The sequence below is a fragment of the Myxococcales bacterium genome, from assembly GCA_016717005.1.
Classification (GTDB): Bacteria; Myxococcota_A; Polyangia; order Haliangiales; family Haliangiaceae; genus UBA2376.
On the sequence record JADJUF010000023.1, the window covers coordinates 69,398 to 86,141 of the forward strand.

Genomic DNA, 16,744 nt, shown 5'->3' on the forward strand with positions numbered 1-16,744 from the left:
TCATATAGGAGCGCCGCGGCGCCAGCGAGACTGATCGTGGCGACCGGGGCGCAGTGGACCGCGTCACAGCGCCGCGTCACGCCGCGTCACAGTGACGCGCTGGCCGTGGTCGGACCCGCAAACCCGCCGCCGGCGTCATGATACCGTCGGCCGGATGATCGGCTCATCGGGACGGCAACAGCGAGGTGGCCTGGTTCTGGGCGGGCTGGCGGTGGCCGGGGCGCTCGGCGCGAGCGGCTGCGCCCTGGTCGACGGGCTCGGCGGCGGCGGCGACGACGACGACGTCTTGCCCACCTGCACCGCGGAAGAGGTCGGCCGCGGCGTGAACTACCCGACCGACGCGACGGTCGAGGCGGTGACGCTCATCAACGCGGTCACCCACGCCAGCCCGTGGCAGGTGGCGGGCGAGCTGCGCCACGGCGACGTCACCGGCTACTTCTCGCTGTCGGGCGAGAACCCCTACGTCGCCGACCTGTCGTCGGACTTCAACGGCCAGAACGCGGTCGGCGACTGGATCATCGTCCTGCGCGACACCGAGCCAGGTGACGAGGGCACCTGGGACAGCTACGAGATCTCGATCTGCGCGCCCGACTGCGCGAGCGGCTCGGATTTGACCGTGGTGGTCATCCCCGACTGCGTGCCCGACGCGCTGTGACCGGGCGCCCGATGACGCCCGCGGGGCGCGCCGCGGTCACGGGCAGCTGACGTCGCCGAACTCGAACGTCAGGCTCGCGACCTGGAACGCGCAGCCACCGACCACCGGCGCCGGGTTCATCAGGCCCATGACCTGATTGAAGGTCGCGTTGGTCAGCGTGCCCGAGAAGCCGGCCGGGCAGATCTTGGTGAAGGTCACGACGCCGGCCGACGCGAAGTACGCGAGCTTCGGCGTCTGGGTCGTCAGGTCGAGCTCGTAGCCGTAGCCGACGAACGGCGGGGTCGGAGCGCCGGTCAGCGTGTACGGCGTGTTGAGCTGGACCGTGTCGGTGGGGTAGCCGGCGATCAGCGCGTCGATGGTGTTGCCGAGGATGCCGCCGAACCCGATCGTGCTCGCGCCCATGACCCGGGTGCCCGACTGCAGCAGGCTCGGCGCCGGCGGCACGTCGATGGTCGGGCAGCCGCACACGCTGCCCAGGCACACCTGGGTCGCGGCGCAGACCGTGGTGCAGTCGCCGCAGTGGTCCTCGTCGGTCGCCGTGTCGACGCAGACGCTGTCGCAGACCATGCCCGCGCACACCGGCGCGTCGATCTCCGCGTCGATCGCGGCGTCGACGGCGACCGGGGCGTCGACGGCGGCTGGCGCGTCGTCGCCACCGCACGCGGCGGCGAACAGGGTGAGGGCGAGGGCGACCGACAGGCGAACAGCGCGCATTAACCGCCACGCTATCACCGATCGCCCGGCGGCCGCTGAGCGCGGTGGGGCGGGCCGGCTGGTCCAGCCTCTCGGCCGCGGCGGCCGCCGCTGTCCAATTCCGGGGGACGCAACCGACTGAGATCATGTAGGACCCATGGCGGCGTCGCGACCATCTGACGCGGGCCCTCGCCGTGGCGAGGGGATCAGGTAAAACCCGACCATGCGTAGCCCCGAATCAACCCGTCGCTGGTCGATCCTCATCGTCGCGCTCGCCGGTGCCCTCGCGCTGGCCGCTTGTGGCGATGACGGCAACAACAACCCGCCGATCGACGCGCGCGTCGCCGACGCCGCAGCCATCGACGCGGCCGACATCGACGCGGCCGACATCGATGCGGCCACCCCCGACGCGGCCGACATCGACGCGGCCGACACCGACGCGGCTAGCCCCGATGCTGCAGACGTCGACGCCGCGTCGATCGACGCCACCGATGTCGACGCCGGTTCGATTGACGCGCTGCCACCCCTGGCGCCGCACCTGCTCGTCACCGAGATCGACACGACCGACAACGATGAGTTCGTCGAGATCTACAACCCGACCGATCAGACGATCGACCTCCGCGACTACTACTTGACGGATCACCAGCGCTACTTCCAGCTGCCAGGCGTCGTCGCCGGCAACACCACGGTCACCACTGACGCTTCGGACTTCCTCGTCCGGTTCCCAGTGGGGGCTACGATCGCGCCTCGCCAGACCATCACGGTCGCGATGGATGCCGTCGGATTCGAGGCATCGTACGCTGCAGCGCCGACCTACGCCGTGCAGGAGGCTGGCAACGCGACGCCGACCGAAGTGGTCTGGATCGGCACGGGCACCCCGAACCCTGGCCTCACGAACGGCGGCGAGATCGTCGTCCTGTTCTACTGGGATGGCGCCTCCGACAACGTGAAGGATGTCGACATCGTGCTCGCCGGCAACGCACCGAGCGCGACCAACACCTTCCTCGCCAAGACCGACGTCGATGGCCCCGACGCCGACACCACGGCGACCGCCTACGCGATCGACACTCCGAACGCGCTGTTTGACATGGAGACCGACACGCCCGTCGGGACCACCTACAAGCGGATCGCGTTCGAGGACGTGAACGAGGTGCACACCGGAGGGAACGGCATCACCGGCGACGACGAGAGCTCCGAGGCGGTCCGCGTCACCTGGGATTCGCAGGCCGTCGCGACCGGCTACACCGCCGGCACGCCGGGTGTTCCTGCAGCCGCGCTGACTCCGTAGCAAGCTGCGTGGGGCCGTCAGAGGCGGCGACGGTCCTAGAAGAAGCAATAGGCCGCGCCGCTGTCGTTGCTGGCGTTGTCGGCATGGTTGGCGGCGGTACCGGAGCCGCTACCGTCGTCCCGCGTGCGCTCCGACCAGCAAACCCTCCCCCGACAGCCTCACCGCGCTGCCGAAGTTGCGAGAGCCCTTGCGGCACCGTCCGGAGGAGCTTCCGAAACGCCTCGTGCGCCCAGGGCCCGGGCGGGCCGAGCCGTGGCATCCTCGGGGGATGTGTCGCTCGCTCGTCGTCGTCCTGACCCTGATCGCTGTCGCCGCGCTCGCGCCGCCGCGGGCGCGGGCCGACCTGCCGCCGGCGGCGGTGGCGGCGATGGTCGCGGTCCCGAGCGTCGACGACGTGTGCACGACGTTGCGCGGCGTCGCTGACGCCGAGGCGCCGTGCGCGCGCGTGGCCCGGGCCAAGGTCGCGGGCCTCGGGGCGGCCGAGGCCTACGCGGTCACCACCGACGACGTCGTCCGCTACGCCGTGGTCGTGGTCGCGGCCGGCCAGACCTGGCGCTCGGCGCCGCTCGAGCTGGCCCGCGCTGACTGCGGCGCTGGGCCGTGCGACCGGATCGTCAAGCAGACGCCGAAGCTGCGCGCGATCAAGGTCGCCGGCGCGCCCGCGGCGGCGCTCGAGCTGACGCTGGCCTACCAGCGCACGTCCGACGACGGCGCGCGCCCCAGGCCGCGGGTCACCGACCGCTGGCAGCGCTACCAGCTGCTCGCGTGCGGCGGCGCCGGCGCCCCGGCGTGCGTCGAGATCGCGGTCGGCGATCGCGCGGCCGCGTGCACCGCTCGGCTCGGCGCCACCGGCACGCTGACCCCGTCGTGCGGCGAGCGGATCACGCTGCCGGCGCTCGCGGTCGCGGTCGACGTCGACCTCGACTCGCACGACATCCTCGCGCGCCCCGCCGGCGCCGGGCCGGTGCTGGTCAAGCACGTGCTCCTCGGGTGGGACGCGCTCGAGCCGGTCTACGCCAGCCGGATGGATCTGCGGGCCAAGCTGCGCACCAACGCCCAGGCGGCGGCGATGGCGCAGGACCTCGCGCAGCAGCTCCGCGCCGACCCCGACCTGATCGACACGCTGATCGCCCAGCGGTCCGAGGACCCAGGCTCGCTCACCGGCGAGCCCTACACGATCACCACTGACGCGAAGTTCGTGCCCGAGTTCAAGGCGCTGGCGCTGCGCCTGGCCGAGCGCGAGGTCGGGCTCGTGCGCACGAAGTTCGGCTACCACGTCGTCGAGCGGATCGCGCCGCCGCCGCTCGATCCGCTCGATTCGGCGGCGATCCTGGCGCGGCCGCTGCCGCCGGGCGCGCACGTGTGGGTGCAGCACGTGCTGATCGCGTGGAAGGACGTGCCGGCCGCCCGCCATCGTCCGCTCGATCGGCGCGCCCAGGGGCGGACCAAGGCCCAGGCCGACACGCTGGCCGTGGCGATCCTGGCCAAGGTCAAGGCCGGCGGCGACATGGCGGCGCTCATGAAGCGACACTCCGAGGACCCTGGCTCGTCGGGCACCGGCAAGGCCTACGAGGCCACCGAGGCCACGGCCTTCGTCGCGCCGTTCAAGGACCTGGCGCTGCGGCTCAAGGTCGGCGAGGCCGGCCTGGTCAAGACCGATTTCGGCTGGCACGTGATCAAGCGCGTGCCGCCGCCGCCGCCGGACCCGCTCGAGTCGACGGTGATCCTCGAACGCGCGCCGGTGGCCGCCTCGGCCAAGGTCAAGCACATCCTGCTGGGCTGGGACGCGGTCAACGCCGGCGACGCCCGCGCCACCAAGCGCACGCGCGCGCAGCTCGACCAGCTGGTCGCGCGCACGGTAGCGCGGCTCGGCGCCGGCGCCGTCTTCGAGACGTTGATGGCGGAGCTGTCCGAGGACGTGGGCAGCGCCGCCAGCGGCGAGAGCTACGACGTCACCCCCGACGCCGGCCTGGTGGGGCCGTTCAAGGACCTCGGCCTGCGGCTCAAGGTCGGCGAGGTCGGCGTGGTCAAGACCGGCTTCGGCATCCACATCGTCAAGCGCGTGCAGTAGCGCCGCCGCTCGATCGCCGCCGCCGGGCCGGCGATCCGGCCGCTTGACCGGCGCCGCCGGGCCGGCGATCCCGCCGCTCGATCGCCCCGCCGGCCGGCGCGGCCGCCGCTCGATCGGCGCCGCCGGGCCGGCGATCCCGCCGCTTGACCGGCGCCGCCCACCCACGCTACTTGGTCGACGTGGCCCGGTCGTCCCGCTTCCCGCACCGCCACCTGGTCGGCATCGCCGAGCTCGACGCCGCCGACATCGGCGCCGTCCTCGATCTGGCCGATCGCTACCAGACGGTGGCGGCCGAGCCGGTGAAGAAGCTGGCCACCTTGCGCGGCAAGACCGTCATCAACCTGTTCTTCGAGAACTCGACCCGGACGCGGACGTCGTTCGAGATCGCGGCCAAGCGGCTCAGCGCCGACGCGGTCAACATCACGCCGTCGTCGAGCTCGGCCAGCAAGGGCGAGACCTTGCTCGACACCGCCAAGAACCTCGACGCGATGGGCCCCGACGTGGTCGTGGTCCGCCACGCGATGGGCGGCGCGCCGCACCTGCTGGCCAAGGCGCTGCGGTGCGCGGTCGTCAACGCCGGCGACGGCCAGCACGAGCACCCGACCCAGGCGCTGCTCGACGCCGCGACCATGCGCCGGCACAAGGGCGCGGTCGAGGGGCTCGAGGTGGCGATCGTCGGCGACCTCGCGCACTCGCGGGTCGTGCGCTCGAACCTCCTGTGCCTGACCAAGCTGGGCGCGCGCGTGCGCCTGTGCGCGCCGTGGACGCTGATCCCGCCGGGGCTGACCGAGCTGGGCGGCGAGCTGACCCGCACGCGCAGCCGCGTGACCGCGCGGCTCGAGGATGCGCTCGACGGCGCCGACGTCGTGATGATGCTGCGGGTCCAGCACGAGCGCACCGCCGGCGAGGCGCCGCGGTTCGCCAACCCGCGCGAGTTCTCGCGCACCTACGGCCTGTCGGCGCGCACGCTCGCGTTCGCCAAGCCGGACGCGATCGTCATGCACCCGGGGCCGATCAACCGCGGGGTCGAGCTCGCGCCCGACGTCGCCGACAGCGGCCGCGCGGTCATCCTCGAGCAGGTGAGCTGGGGCGTGGCCGTCCGCATGGCCGTGCTCGAGCTCCTGGTCGGCGCCGCGGCCGGGGCCGCCGCGGCGTGAGCGCGCCGGCCTACGCCGTCCGGGTCCGCGGGGTCAGCAAGCGCTTCGGCAACCACACCGCGGTCGACGACGTCTCGTTCGACGTCCCGACCGGCGTCATCTACGGCGTGCTCGGGCCCAACGGCGCCGGCAAGTCGACCACGCTGCGCATGATGAACGACATCATCGCGCCCGACGCCGGCACGATCGAGCTGCTCGGCGGCCTGCGGCCCGGCGGCGACGCGGCGGCGCGGGTCGGGTTCCTGCCCGAGGAGCGCGGCCTGTACCCGCGCATGCCGGTCGGCGAGATGATCGCGTTCTTCGGGGAGCTGCGCGGGCTGACCGCGCGCGACGCCCGGGCCCGGGCCGGCGCCTGGCTCGAGCGCCTCGGCCTGGCGCAGTGGGACAAGAACAAGGTCGAGGATCTCAGCAAGGGCATGCAGCAGAAGGTGCAGTTCGCGGCCGCGCTGATCCACGAGCCCGAGCTGGTGATCCTCGACGAGCCGTGGAGCGGGCTCGATCCGATCAACGCCGACGTGCTGCGCGAGGTCGTGCACGAGCTGCGCGACGCCGGCAAGACCGTGCTGTTCTCGACCCACCTGATGGAGCAGGCCGAGAAGATCTGCGAGCACATCTTCATCATCGCGCGCGGCCGCACCGTCCTCGAGGGCAGGCTGGCCGACATCAAGCGGGCCGCCGCCGAGGAGCGCCGGGTCGCGCTCGAGTTCGCGACGCCCGCCGATCGCGCGCGCGCGGCCGCGGTGCTGGCCGACGCGGCGCTGGCCCGGGTCCGCGGCCCCGACGAGCCCGACGCGCTCGCCCTCGAGGTCGAGCTGGCGGCCGAGGTCGGCGCCCAGCGCCTGCTGGCCGCGCTGGTCGGGGTCGACGCCGCGCTGCGCCGGTTCGAGGTGGTGACGCCGTCGCTGCACGACATCTTCGTCGACCGGGTCGGGCGCGCCGCCGCCGAGGTGGCCGTGCGCGTCGACGGCGCCGCCTGACCTGCGGCCGCGGTCACACGTCGAGCGTGCCGCGGCCCAGCTCGATCGCGCCGCCGGTCACGTAGATCGCGCCGCCCGCGTCGACGTCGAGGCCCAGCCGCGACGGCCGCCCGGCGGCGTCGCCCTGGCGCAGCACCGCGGTCAGCGGCAGCGCCCCGCCGGTCGCCAGCCACCAGCCGCCGAGGTTGGCGCACGCCGAGCCGGTGGCCGGGTCCTCGAGCACCGCGCCGTTGCTGGTGAAGAAGAACCGCACGGTCCAGGTCGGCGTGCCCGGCGCCCACAGGTACGCCATGGCCTCGTCGCGCGCCGTCGAGTAGCCCCAGCGCTCGAGCAGCGCCGGCACTGGCCGGGCCGCGCGCACCTGCTCGGCGGCGCCGATCGGGATGACCAGCTGCTCGACGCCGGTCGACACCCACAGCGGCTCGGCGACGATCGCCTCGGCCGGCAGGCCGACCATCGCCGCCAGCTCGGCGCGGCTGGCCTCGACCGGGCGGGTCACCGGCGCCTGCGCGGCGCGCAGGGTCCAGGTGCCGTCGGCGCCGCGGGTGACCGGCACCAGCCCGGCCGCCATCTCGAGCACGACGCCGTCGCGCCCGGCGGCCACCACGCTCGCGGTGCCCAGGGTCGGGTGGCCCGCGAACGGCATCTCGAAGCCGGGCGTGAAGATCCGCACCCGCGCGTCGGCGCGCTCGCTCGGCAAGACGAAGGTGGTCTCGGACAGGTTGAGCTGACGGGCCAGCGCCTGCATCGTGCGATCGTCGAGCCCGCGCGCGTCCTCGAACACCGCCAGCGGGTTGCCGGACAGCCGGTCGCCATCGAGCGTGAACACGTTGATGATGCGGAACGCTTGCTTCATGGGGCGACTGTACCGGCTCCGGGCCGCAGGGGGCGGCACAGCCGACCGCGGGTCGGCCGGGACACCGACGCCGCGGCGGGCGTGTACAGTCCCGCCGATGTCCGCGCTGTCGATCGTCCGCGACCCGAGCTGCGCGCACGCCCGCGCGCGCGCCGCCGGCGAGGCGCGCCCGTGAGCGGCGTGCGGCGCGCGGGCCGCCCCGACTGGCTGGTGATCGCGCGCCGCGAGTTCCTCGAGCGCGTGCGCTCGCGGTGGTTCATCGTCGTGACCCTGCTGGGCCCGGTGCTGATGGTGGCGAGCATCGTCCTGCCGGCCGTGCTGAGCCGCGCGGTCGACAACAGCGCCCGGGTCCAGGTGGTCGATCGCAGCGCGCACCGCGACGTCGGGCCCGCGGTCGCGGCGGCGCTCGGCGCGCTGACCTGGAAGGCCGAGGTCGTGCCGGGCGCGACCGACGAGGCCGAGCTGCTGGGCCGCATCCGCGACGACCGGATCGACGGCTTCTTGATCATCCCGCCCGAGGCGCCCGCCGGCGGGCGGGTCGTGTACCAGGGGCGCAACGCCGCCAACGCGGTCGCGATGGCGGTGCTGCAGCAGGTCGTGACCCAGGTGACCCAGGCGCTGCGCGCGCGCGCCGCCGGCCTGCCCGACGATCAGCTCGCCGCGGTGCTCGCGCCGGTGCCGTTCAGCGCCACCCACACCACCGGCGAGGCCGGCGGTTCGTCGGGCCTGGCCGCGATGATCGTCGGCTACGCGGTCATGTTCGTGCTGTACATGGCGATCATCCTGTACGCGGTCAACGTCCTGCGCAGCGTCGTGCAGGAGAAGACCAACCGCGTGGTCGAGATCATGGTCGCGGCCGCCAAGCCGCGCGCGCTCATGCTGGGCAAGATCCTCGGCGTCGGCGCGGTCGGGCTGGTGCAGGTGTCGATCTGGGTCGCGATGGCGGTGCTGTCGATGAAGTTCCGCGGCCAGCTCCTGGGCGTGGTCGGGGTCGAGGCCGGCGGCTGGAGCGTGCCGCCGCTGCGCGCGGTCGACGTCGTCGTCGTGCTCGTGTACTTCGTCCTCGGCTACTTCTTCTACGCCGCCCTCTACGCCGCGCTCGGCGCGATGGTCAGCAACGATCAGGAGGCGCAGCAGGTCCAGACGCCGGTCGCGATGCTCCTGGTCGTGCCGGTCTTGTGCGTGCAGCTGGTGGCCGGCGATCCCCGCGGCACCGCGGCCCAGGTGCTGACGATGGTGCCGTTCAGCGCGCCGGTGCTGATGCCGATGCGCTGGCTGCTCGGCGGCGCCACCGGCGCCGAGCTGATCACCTCGATGGCGGTGCTGGCGGCGTCGACCTGGCTGGTCGCGATCGTCGCCGCGCGGATCTATCGGGTCGGGATCCTGATGTACGGCAAGCGCCCGAGCCTGCGCGAGCTGTGGCGCTGGGTGCGGCATTGAGCGAGGAGCGGGAGGCCATGGCCGAGCCGTGCGCGCGCTGCGCTGACCTCGACGCCGACCAGGTCGATCAGCTCGAGGTCGTCGGCGGGTCGGACAACCCGTGCTCGGACCCCTACGGCGAGCTGCGTCGGTGCGGCGCGTGCGGCGCGTGGTTCTGCTACACGCGCGATCACGACAACGAGATCGGCTACGTCGCCGCGTCGCCGACGCTCGGCCGGCTCGACCGCGCGCGCGCCCACGCGCTCGCGACCAAGGCGGCCGTGGTCGCGCGCCGCCAGCTCGATCACTTCGAGCAGGCCCAGGACGACTACGGTCGTCGCTGCGCCGCCGACTACACCGCCGAGCTCGCGCGCCTGAGCGAGGCCGTCGCCGCGCTGGCGCCGCCGGCGTCGGAGCCGTGCGTGAAGTGCGGCCACGATTTCGGCAAGCACCAGCTGCGCGGCTACGGCCAGCCGCCGATCGAGGGCTGGATGGTGTGCCCGGCCGAAGGCTGCGCGTGCTACCGCACCTGGTCCGGACCCGGCGGCAGCGCCGAGGGCGGCGAGGCCGCGTACCAGCGGTACCTGGCCGAGCGCGACGCCCCACCGAGTGAGCCCGGGCCGGCCCGGCGCGACGGCGGGTGACATCGCGCCGGGCGACGGGTACCGTCGGGCATGGCGAGCGCACGATCTACGACGGCGATCATCTGGAGCACCGTGGTGTCGGCCGGCGCGATGCTCGGCTCGAGCGGCTGCACCCGATCCACGGCCCCGACCACCCCGGCGCCGGCGGTGGCCGACGCGCCGCCGACCGAGCCCCCGGCCGAGCCCGCGCCGCCGCTCGAGCCGGTCGCCGAGGTCGAGCCGGTCGCCGAGGTCGAGCCGGTCGAGCCGGCCGCGCCCGTGGTGGTCGCGGTCCAGATCTCATCGACGCCGGCCGGCGCCAAGGTCTACCTCGGCGAGACGCTCCTGGGCGTCACCCCGATGATGGCCCAGCTCCCTCGCTCGGACGAGTCGGTGGCGGTGCGGGTCGAGCACGCGGGCTACGCCACCAAGGTGGTGGAGCTCCGGCCTGAGGCCGACGTCACCCTCGACGTCGCGCTGGTCGCGACCAAGCGCGTGCGCGGCATCAGCACCAAGAAGACCGGGCGCGGGTTCATCCTGAGCTGAGCCGCGTCGCGGGATCGTGACGGTCGTCGGTGGGTTGCGGCGCGGTCCCCGGTCGTGCACGGTGGTGGCCATGCGCGCCTGGCTCCCCGTGCTCGCGATCGCCGCGGCCTGCGGCAGCGGCGGCGGGCCGAGCACCTCGACCACGTCCGCGGGGCCGCGCGACGCCGGGCCCGCGGATGTCGCGCCGCCGGTGGCGCGTCCGGTCGACGCCGCCCCGCCGCCGCCGGTGGTCGCGCGCCCGCTCGCGGGGCCGTACCCGTCGCTCAAGGCCGCGGTCGCGGCCTGGGCGCCGGCGCCGAAGCGCTTCGCGGTGGTCACCCTGGCGACCACACCGGTCGGCGCGGCCGAGCTGGCGCTGGTGCGGGTCGACGACCGCGCCGCGCCCGCGGCGGCGTCGTGCGCGCTCGCGGTGCGGATCGCGCGCGCGACCTACCTGGGGCCCGGGTTCCTGTGTCAGGCCGATCGCTCCGACGAGCGCATCGGCACGGTCGCGACCGCCGGGGCCGCGCCCGGCGAGCTGTGGTTCACGGTCAGCTACCAGCGCGACGACGTCCCGGTGGTCGCGGTCGCGTACGCGCTCCAGTGCGACGTGACCAGCGCGCCGCCGGTGTGCACCGAGCCGCCGGCGATCGGCGGCGACAGCTTTGACTGCAGCAGCGTCGGGCCGCCCGGCTACTGCCCGTGACGGCGCGGCGCTCCGCCCACCGTTGACGCGTGCGCGCGGCCGTCGCGGCGCCGATCACGCGCGGACGAACGCGCGGACCCGGGCGAGGTCGCCGTGGACGATCGCGCCGTCGGCGACCGCGGTCAGCGCCGGCTTGGCGCGGTAGGCGACGCCGAACCCAGCCTGCGCCAGCATCGGCCGATCGTTGGCGCCGTCGCCGATGGCGACGGTCTGCGCCGGCGTGAGCTGGTAGCGCGCGGTCAGCTCGGCCACCACGAGGGCCTTGCGCGCCGCGGTCACGACCGGCCCGAGCACCTCGCCGGTGAGCTCGCCCGCGCGGATCTCGAGGGTGTTCGCGAACGCGTGAGCGAAGCCGAGCTGTGCGGCCAGCGCGTCGGCGGCGAACGTGAACCCGCCCGAGGCGATCGCGAACACGGCGCCGTCGGCCCGCAGCGCGGCCATCATCGCGACCAGGCCCGGCGACAGCGGCAGGTGCGCGGCCAGCTCGTCGAGCGCGTGGGCCGACAGCCCCGCCAGCGCGCGGACGCGCGACCGCAGGCTGGCCTCGAAGTCGAGCTCGCCGCGCATCGCGCGCTCGGTCACCGCCGCGACCTGATCGCCGACGCCGTGGCGGCGGGCCAGCTCGTCGATCACCTCGATCGCCAGGATCGTCGAGTCCATGTCCATCACGACCAGCGCCGGCGCCACGACCGGCAGCACGCGCACCGCGAGGTCGAGGCCGGGCGCGGCGACCGCGGTGGCGACCGCGTGGCGCAGCGCCACCGCGCCAGCGCGATCGGCCGCTGAGGCGCGGCAGGTCAGCACGAGCCCGTGCTGCTGATCGATCGTGAACGGATCGAGCTGCGCGACCGACCCGGCCGCGGCCTCGAGCGCGCGCGCGGTGGCGAGATCGATGGGCCGGTCGGCGACGGCGATGAGCTGGTACCCGGTCACGTCGCCCATATATATAGGAGCGGGCGCGGCGACGTGTAGGTGTGAGCAGGTGTCGAGTCGCTGTCGACGTTTGAACGCCAGGAATCCAGGTAACTATCTATAATCCAATGACAAGGCGGCTGGTCCGGCCATTGCTCTACCCGGGGACATGAAGTCGCTCCTGCTCGTCGCCCTCATCGCCCCGCTCACCACCGCGTGCGTCACGGACACCACCGATCGCACCCTGCGCCTGGCCGCCGCCGACGGCTCGGTCGAGCTCCCGCGCGACGAGCTGGCCTGGTCGGTCACGGGCGGCAGCGCCAGCGTCACCGCGCCCGCGGCCGTCGCGTACCCGTCACGCCTGACGATCAAGCTCGACATCCTGCGCGCGGTCGACGGCGGCGAGGTCGACGACGCGATCACCCTGGGCTCGATCGAGATCGTCGAGGGCTCGGCCTGTCGGCTGACCCGCGCGGCGCGCTGCGACGGCCGCGACTGCCTGGCCGAGGTCGAGCTGACCCAGCCGGGCGTGTGCCTGGTGCGCGCCCGGGCCGCGACCCCCGATGGCGAGGAGCTGGCGCAGTGCTGGTACCACGCCCACTGGGAGGGCGATCGCGCCGATCAGGCCGCGGTCGACGCGCTGATCGAGATGGCCGAGCAGCAGCGGGCGACGTGCGAGGACGCGCTGTGATCGTCGCCGGGCGCGCTCACGCCGACGCGAGCGCGGCCGCCAGCGCCTGGTAGGGGGCGGCGCGGAGGCCGACGGTGTCGTCGCCGGCGTCGGGGTCGGCCACCAGCTCGGCGAGCGTGGCGTCGAAGCCCTCGGGCACGAACAGGCGATCCCAGCCCAGCGCGCGGGGGCCCGCCGGCTTGTCGGCGATGCGGCCGTCGCACGTGCCGTGGAACAGCTCGACCGCGGCGTCGGCGCTGCGCCGGAGCGCGACGCACAGCACCAGCCGCACCGGCTTCTCGCGCCACCAGCGACAGAAGCGGTTCTCGTTCTCGGAGTCGAGCTCGAGGCGGAGGCTCTGGCCCTCCATGGTCAGCAGGTCGGTCGCCTCGGCGAAGCACGGGAAGCCGTGCTCGACCGCCATCACCATGTCGTGGGCGCGCCGCTCGGGATCGGGCGCGCTGGTCGAGTAGCCGGCCGGCAGGCCCGCGAGCTCGAACTGAAGTTCGGGTGCCGCGCGGCGGACCTCGGCTGCGCGGAGGTCGGTGCCGTCGATGAAGTGCGCGATCACGGGCGCATGGTCGCACGGGCGCCGTCGGGCTGCACGCGCCGCCGCGGTTTACATCGCCGCGACGGCGGACGATGATCGGCCGCATGCAGCGCACCCTGATCGTGGCCCTCGCCTGGGGGCTCGCCGCGTGCGGCTCGTCGCGGCCGCCCGCGCCGGAGGCGCCGCGTCGGAGCGCCAAGGAGGCCAAGGACGAGGCCCGCGGGCTGATCGACGAGGCCTACCGGGTCATGCGCAGCGGTACGCCCACCGACATGATGGGCCTCCTGGCGCCCGATCTGTTCTTCGTCGGTCCCGGGCCGGCCGACGTCGGTCTCGACCGCGCGGCGGTGCTCGAGCTCGCCGGCGGGCTGGTCGACGATCGCAAGAAGCACAAGCTCAAGTCGTTCGGCCTCGAGCTGTTCGCCGGTCCCGACGGCCGCACCGCCTACGCGTTCGATCAGCTCGAGTACGACGGCGTGGCGTTCGCGGTCACCGCGGTGGCGGCCGAGGTCGACGGCATCTGGCGGCTGACCACGATCGAGGTGGCCCGCGCGATCAGCAGCCGCAAGCTCGACACCGCGGTCGCGCCGGACCCGCTGCCGAAGTGGAGGCCCACCGACGATCACGACGCCGCCCACGCCGAGGCGCCGCGCGAGATGCTCGAGGCGATCGCGCTGGCGGCCGACGACCTCGACGATCGCCTGCGCCAGTACGGCAGGTCCGACGACGCCGCGTTCGTCGGCCCGTCGCCCGACGAGGTCAGCCTCGGCGGCAAGGCCATCGGCAAGCGCTGGAAGAAGCGCGCGCCGCGCTGGACGGTCGGGGAGGTCGTCGCCGGCGCGTCGCCCGACGGCGCGCTGGTCTGGGTGGTCGCCAGCGCGAGCAAGATCGAGCAGCCCGACGACCGCGACGACGATCGCGATCGCGACCGCGGCCGCAAGCGCAAGCGCAGGCCGGAGCCGGAGCCAGCGCCCGAGCCGGTCGAGGCGGCGCCCGCGACCGGCGGCCCGCCGCGCCGGCTGTTCGCGATCTATCGCGACGACGGCGGCGAGGCCGGCTGGGACCTCGCGGTCCTGCACGAGGCGGTCGTGGTCGCGCGCTGATCGCGGCGCGCGGCTCCCCGCGGCCCGCGGGTCACAGGTCGCGCGGCGCGCCGAGCCCGAGCAGCGCGCGGCCCGTGCTCGGCAGGACCCGGTCGCCGACCATGCGGTGGGTCAGCAGCACCTCGACGTCAGCGAGCGCCCGGGCCAGCGGCGATGTCCGGCCGGTGGCGGCGCCGCCGACGAGGTGGAAGGCGCCGCGCACGACGGCGGCGGCCTCGGCCGCCGCGTGGGCCGCGGCCAGGCGCAGCGCGCCCCGGGTCGCGTCGGCGATCGTCCCGGCCGCGGCCGCGGCCAGCGCGGCGTCGGCGGCGGACCGCGCGTAGGCGTGGGCGGCGTCGCGCCGCGCCACCAGCGTCGCGTAGGTCGCGAGCGCCGACGACGGCGGGCCGGCGTCGCCGCGGGGCGCGGTGAGCCGGGTCGCGGCCGCGGCCAGCGCGGCGCGCGCGAGCCCCAGGCCGACGCCGGCGATGCCCAGCGCGAGCAGCCCGAACAGCGGCACGCGCGCCAGCGGCTCATCGGGCCACGGCGCGCGCCCGAACACCGACGTCATCGCCGCGCGCGGCACGAGCGCGTCGTCGATCACCAGATCGTGGCTGCCGGTGCCGGCCAGGCCCATCGGATCCCAGGTGTCGACGACGCTCACCCCGGCGGTGTCGATCGGCAGCGCGCACACGACGTGCGCCGGCGGCGTGCCGGTCAGCGCGCCGACCATGACCCAGGTGGCGTGGCGGCAGCCCGAGGCGTAGGGCCAGCGGCCGCGCAGGCGGACGTGGTCGCCGTCGACGACGGCCTGGCCGCTGGGCGCGAACACCCCGGCCAGGAGCGGCGTCGTCGGGCCGCGCCAGATCGCGCGCGCGGTCGCCTCCTCGAGGTAGCCGGCGAGCAAGGTCGAGGTCGACGCGGTCATCACCACCCACGCGGTCGCGGCGTCACCCTCGGCCAGCGCCGCCAGCACGTCGACGTAGGTGGCGGGGGGCACCGCGGCGCCGTCGAGCGCGGCCGGCAGCAGCAACCGCAGGAACCCGCCCGCGTGCAGCGCCGCGACCACCGGCGCCGCCAGCTGGCGCTCGCGGACGTGGGCGTCGGTGTGCGCGGCGAGGGTCGGGGCCAGCGCGCGGGCGGCGACGACGAGCGAGTGGTCCATCCGATGCTGGTACCACGTCGCCCGTGGTGGCGCCCACACCCTCGGCCCGACGCGCCGACGTACACTGCGCCGATGAGGATCTTCGCGTGTGTGTCCGGTCTGGCGGTGGTGGTCCTGACGTGCGCGACCGCGGCGTGCGGCTCGGACGCGTCGGCCGTCGACGCCACCACCGAGGCCGACGCGCCGAGCGTGTGCGCGCCGGCCTGCGGCGCCCACGCCGAGTGCGTCGCCAGCGCCTGCGTCTGCAGCGCCGGCTACATGGGTGACGGCCAGGCCTGCGCCGACATCGACGAGTGCGCGACCGGCAACGGCGGCTGCGCGGTCGACGCCGACTGCGCCAACACCGACGGCGCGCGGACGTGCGCGTGTCGGCCGGGCTTCGTCGGCGACGGCGTCGACTGCAACCCGGTGTGGCAGCGCGTGGCGGCGTTCCCGGCCGTCACCTACGACGCCGGCTCCCAGCAGCTGAGCGCCGCGATCGGCGCGCGCCTGTTCTTCGCGATCGACGGCAACGACGCGAGCTCGCTGTTCCGGTCGTTCGACACGGTCACGCACGCGCTGTCGGGCCCGCTGAGCGCGACCCCGGGCGAGTTCTGCGCCTGCGGGCTCGCCCAGGTCATCGTCAGCGACGGCGCCGCGCTGTTCATGTTCGGCAACCAGGGCAACCGCTACGACCCGGCGGCCGACGCCTGGACGCCGCTGGCAAGCTACGACGGTCAGCTCGGTCGCGGCGACGCCGGCGGCGCGTTCGATCCCACCACGGGCACGTTCGTCGTCGTCGGCGGTCGCGACGGCGCCGGCGCGTACCAGGGCTCGGCGATCCGGCTGACGACCGCCGGCGCGATCACGGCCGAGGCGGGCGCGGCCGCGGTCGAGCTCCGCGAGCCGCTCGCGTACGTCACGCCCACCGGCTCGATCCTGTACGTCGCGGGCGGGCTCGCCAGCGACAATAGCGCGCGCCGCCTGTTCCGCCACACGCTCGGCACCTCGACCTGGGAGGCGCTGGCCGACGCGCCGGCCGACCTGTTCCCGGGCCGCGGCATCGGCCTGTACACGCCGACGCTGCTCTACGCCGCCACTGACACCGGCGTGTACCTGTACGACACCGGCACCAACGCGTGGCGACCCGATCCGGTCGTGCCGCCGCCGGGCTTCCAGCGCGCGCTCACCGCCGCCGGCTCGGTCTGGGCCATCAGCAGCAGCGCCGCGACCGGCGTCGAGATCTACCAGCTGCGCGCGATCGAGTGACGGCCGGCGCCGTGGCGCTGGCACTTCCGCGGCCCAGGCGCCGCTCGCGCTCGAGGTGCCGTGCGCGGTGAGCGCCCGCCCCCGCGCCGTGTGACGGCTTTGCGGCACGATCGCCGGCGCGGCGTCATCGTGATGTCACGTCGCAGC

Annotated in this window: 17 protein-coding genes; 12 read left to right on the forward strand and 5 right to left on the reverse strand. The window is 74.6% G+C overall.

Annotation, left to right across the window (positions count from 1 at the left end; all coding sequences use genetic code 11):
• The first annotated feature begins 154 nt into the window (after positions 1-154).
• Positions 155-655: a hypothetical protein gene (locus IPL61_20510; GenBank protein ID MBK9033613.1), complete on the forward strand. Its 501-nt coding sequence runs from the start codon at positions 155-157 to the stop codon at positions 653-655.
• Between the two features lie 36 nt (positions 656-691).
• On the opposite strand, the gene IPL61_20515 is transcribed toward IPL61_20510, so the two are convergent.
• Positions 692-1,369, reverse strand: a complete 678-nt coding sequence (locus tag IPL61_20515) for a hypothetical protein (GenBank protein MBK9033614.1) — start codon at positions 1,367-1,369, stop codon at positions 692-694.
• Between the two features lie 202 nt (positions 1,370-1,571).
• On the opposite strand from IPL61_20515, the gene IPL61_20520 reads away from it, so the two are divergent.
• From IPL61_20520 to IPL61_20535, 4 genes are all read left to right on the forward strand, one after another.
• Positions 1,572-2,636 carry a lamin tail domain-containing protein gene (locus tag IPL61_20520; GenBank protein ID MBK9033615.1) on the forward strand — a complete coding sequence of 355 codons (1,065 nt, stop codon included), beginning with the start codon at positions 1,572-1,574 and terminating at the stop codon, positions 2,634-2,636.
• 268 nt (positions 2,637-2,904) lie between these two features.
• The gene (locus tag IPL61_20525) at positions 2,905-4,707 is read left to right on the forward strand and encodes a peptidylprolyl isomerase (protein MBK9033616.1); all 1,803 of its coding nucleotides are present in this window, start codon (positions 2,905-2,907) and stop codon (positions 4,705-4,707) included.
• Positions 4,708-4,877: 170 nt separating this feature from the next.
• Positions 4,878-5,864, forward strand: a complete 987-nt coding sequence (locus tag IPL61_20530; GenBank protein ID MBK9033617.1) for an aspartate carbamoyltransferase catalytic subunit — start codon at positions 4,878-4,880, stop codon at positions 5,862-5,864.
• On the forward strand, positions 5,861-6,841 hold the full coding sequence (locus IPL61_20535) for an ATP-binding cassette domain-containing protein (protein MBK9033618.1): 981 nt from the start codon (positions 5,861-5,863) through the stop codon (positions 6,839-6,841). The genes IPL61_20530 and IPL61_20535 overlap by 4 nt, the downstream gene beginning before the upstream one ends.
• Before the next feature lie 13 nt (positions 6,842-6,854).
• On the opposite strand, the gene IPL61_20540 is transcribed toward IPL61_20535, so the two are convergent.
• Positions 6,855-7,697, reverse strand: a complete 843-nt coding sequence (locus IPL61_20540; GenBank protein ID MBK9033619.1) for a PhzF family phenazine biosynthesis protein — start codon at positions 7,695-7,697, stop codon at positions 6,855-6,857.
• Positions 7,698-7,868: 171 nt separating this feature from the next.
• Between IPL61_20540 and IPL61_20545 the strand changes: the two genes are divergently transcribed.
• The 4 genes from IPL61_20545 to IPL61_20560 all read left to right on the forward strand — a co-directional run bounded on the left by IPL61_20545 (position 7,869) and on the right by IPL61_20560 (position 10,970).
• Positions 7,869-9,137 carry an ABC transporter permease gene (locus IPL61_20545; protein ID MBK9033620.1) on the forward strand — a complete coding sequence of 423 codons (1,269 nt, stop codon included), beginning with the start codon at positions 7,869-7,871 and terminating at the stop codon, positions 9,135-9,137.
• Between the two features lie 17 nt (positions 9,138-9,154).
• The gene (locus IPL61_20550) at positions 9,155-9,760 is read left to right on the forward strand and encodes a hypothetical protein (GenBank protein MBK9033621.1); all 606 of its coding nucleotides are present in this window, start codon (positions 9,155-9,157) and stop codon (positions 9,758-9,760) included.
• Between the two features lie 30 nt (positions 9,761-9,790).
• A complete protein-coding gene (locus IPL61_20555) occupies positions 9,791-10,285 on the forward strand; it encodes a PEGA domain-containing protein (protein MBK9033622.1) in 495 nt (164 codons plus the stop codon).
• A gap of 70 nt (positions 10,286-10,355) precedes the next feature.
• Positions 10,356-10,970 carry a hypothetical protein gene (locus tag IPL61_20560; GenBank protein ID MBK9033623.1) on the forward strand — a complete coding sequence of 205 codons (615 nt, stop codon included), beginning with the start codon at positions 10,356-10,358 and terminating at the stop codon, positions 10,968-10,970.
• Between the two features lie 54 nt (positions 10,971-11,024).
• On the opposite strand, the gene serB is transcribed toward IPL61_20560, so the two are convergent.
• Positions 11,025-11,903, reverse strand: a complete 879-nt coding sequence (serB, locus tag IPL61_20565; protein ID MBK9033624.1) for a phosphoserine phosphatase SerB — start codon at positions 11,901-11,903, stop codon at positions 11,025-11,027.
• Between the two features lie 148 nt (positions 11,904-12,051).
• On the opposite strand from serB, the gene IPL61_20570 reads away from it, so the two are divergent.
• Positions 12,052-12,573: a hypothetical protein gene (locus tag IPL61_20570; protein MBK9033625.1), complete on the forward strand. Its 522-nt coding sequence runs from the start codon at positions 12,052-12,054 to the stop codon at positions 12,571-12,573.
• Positions 12,574-12,589: 16 nt separating this feature from the next.
• Here IPL61_20570 and IPL61_20575 read toward each other — a convergent pair whose 3' ends face one another.
• Complete coding sequence (locus IPL61_20575) at positions 12,590-13,123, reverse strand: non-canonical purine NTP pyrophosphatase (GenBank protein ID MBK9033626.1); 534 nt, start codon at positions 13,121-13,123, stop codon at positions 12,590-12,592.
• Between the two features lie 83 nt (positions 13,124-13,206).
• Here IPL61_20575 and IPL61_20580 point away from each other — a divergent pair, with 83 nt between their 5' ends.
• Positions 13,207-14,205, forward strand: a complete 999-nt coding sequence (locus IPL61_20580) for a hypothetical protein (GenBank protein ID MBK9033627.1) — start codon at positions 13,207-13,209, stop codon at positions 14,203-14,205.
• Positions 14,206-14,236: 31 nt separating this feature from the next.
• Here the strand turns inward: IPL61_20580 and IPL61_20585 are convergent, their stop codons facing one another.
• Positions 14,237-15,349 carry a hypothetical protein gene (locus tag IPL61_20585; GenBank protein MBK9033628.1) on the reverse strand — a complete coding sequence of 371 codons (1,113 nt, stop codon included), beginning with the start codon at positions 15,347-15,349 and terminating at the stop codon, positions 14,237-14,239.
• A 72-nt stretch (positions 15,350-15,421) separates the two neighbouring features.
• Here IPL61_20585 and IPL61_20590 point away from each other — a divergent pair, with 72 nt between their 5' ends.
• Entirely contained in the window at positions 15,422-16,597 is a 1,176-nt protein-coding gene (locus tag IPL61_20590) for a hypothetical protein (GenBank protein MBK9033629.1), read from the forward strand.
• The last annotated feature ends 147 nt before the right edge of the window (positions 16,598-16,744 follow it).

Bases quoted from the DNA above. Each gene is read 5' to 3' on its own strand.
- IPL61_20520 (MBK9033615.1), top strand. From the start codon at position 1,572: ATGCGTAGCCCCGAATCAACCCGTCGCTGGTCGATCCTCATCGTCGCG.
- IPL61_20580 (MBK9033627.1), top strand. From the start codon at position 13,207: ATGCAGCGCACCCTGATCGTGGCCCTCGCCTGGGGGCTCGCCGCGTGC.
- IPL61_20560 (MBK9033623.1), top strand. From the start codon at position 10,356: ATGCGCGCCTGGCTCCCCGTGCTCGCGATCGCCGCGGCCTGCGGCAGC.
- IPL61_20550 (MBK9033621.1), top strand. From the start codon at position 9,155: ATGGCCGAGCCGTGCGCGCGCTGCGCTGACCTCGACGCCGACCAGGTC.
- IPL61_20525 (MBK9033616.1), top strand. From the start codon at position 2,905: ATGTGTCGCTCGCTCGTCGTCGTCCTGACCCTGATCGCTGTCGCCGCG.
- IPL61_20510 (MBK9033613.1), top strand. From the start codon at position 155: ATGATCGGCTCATCGGGACGGCAACAGCGAGGTGGCCTGGTTCTGGGC.
- IPL61_20570 (MBK9033625.1), top strand. From the start codon at position 12,052: ATGAAGTCGCTCCTGCTCGTCGCCCTCATCGCCCCGCTCACCACCGCG.
- IPL61_20540 (MBK9033619.1), bottom strand. From the start codon at position 7,697: ATGAAGCAAGCGTTCCGCATCATCAACGTGTTCACGCTCGATGGCGAC.
- IPL61_20555 (MBK9033622.1), top strand. From the start codon at position 9,791: ATGGCGAGCGCACGATCTACGACGGCGATCATCTGGAGCACCGTGGTG.
- IPL61_20590 (MBK9033629.1), top strand. From the start codon at position 15,422: ATGAGGATCTTCGCGTGTGTGTCCGGTCTGGCGGTGGTGGTCCTGACG.
- IPL61_20585 (MBK9033628.1), bottom strand. From the start codon at position 15,349: ATGGACCACTCGCTCGTCGTCGCCGCCCGCGCGCTGGCCCCGACCCTC.
- IPL61_20515 (MBK9033614.1), bottom strand. From the start codon at position 1,369: ATGCGCGCTGTTCGCCTGTCGGTCGCCCTCGCCCTCACCCTGTTCGCC.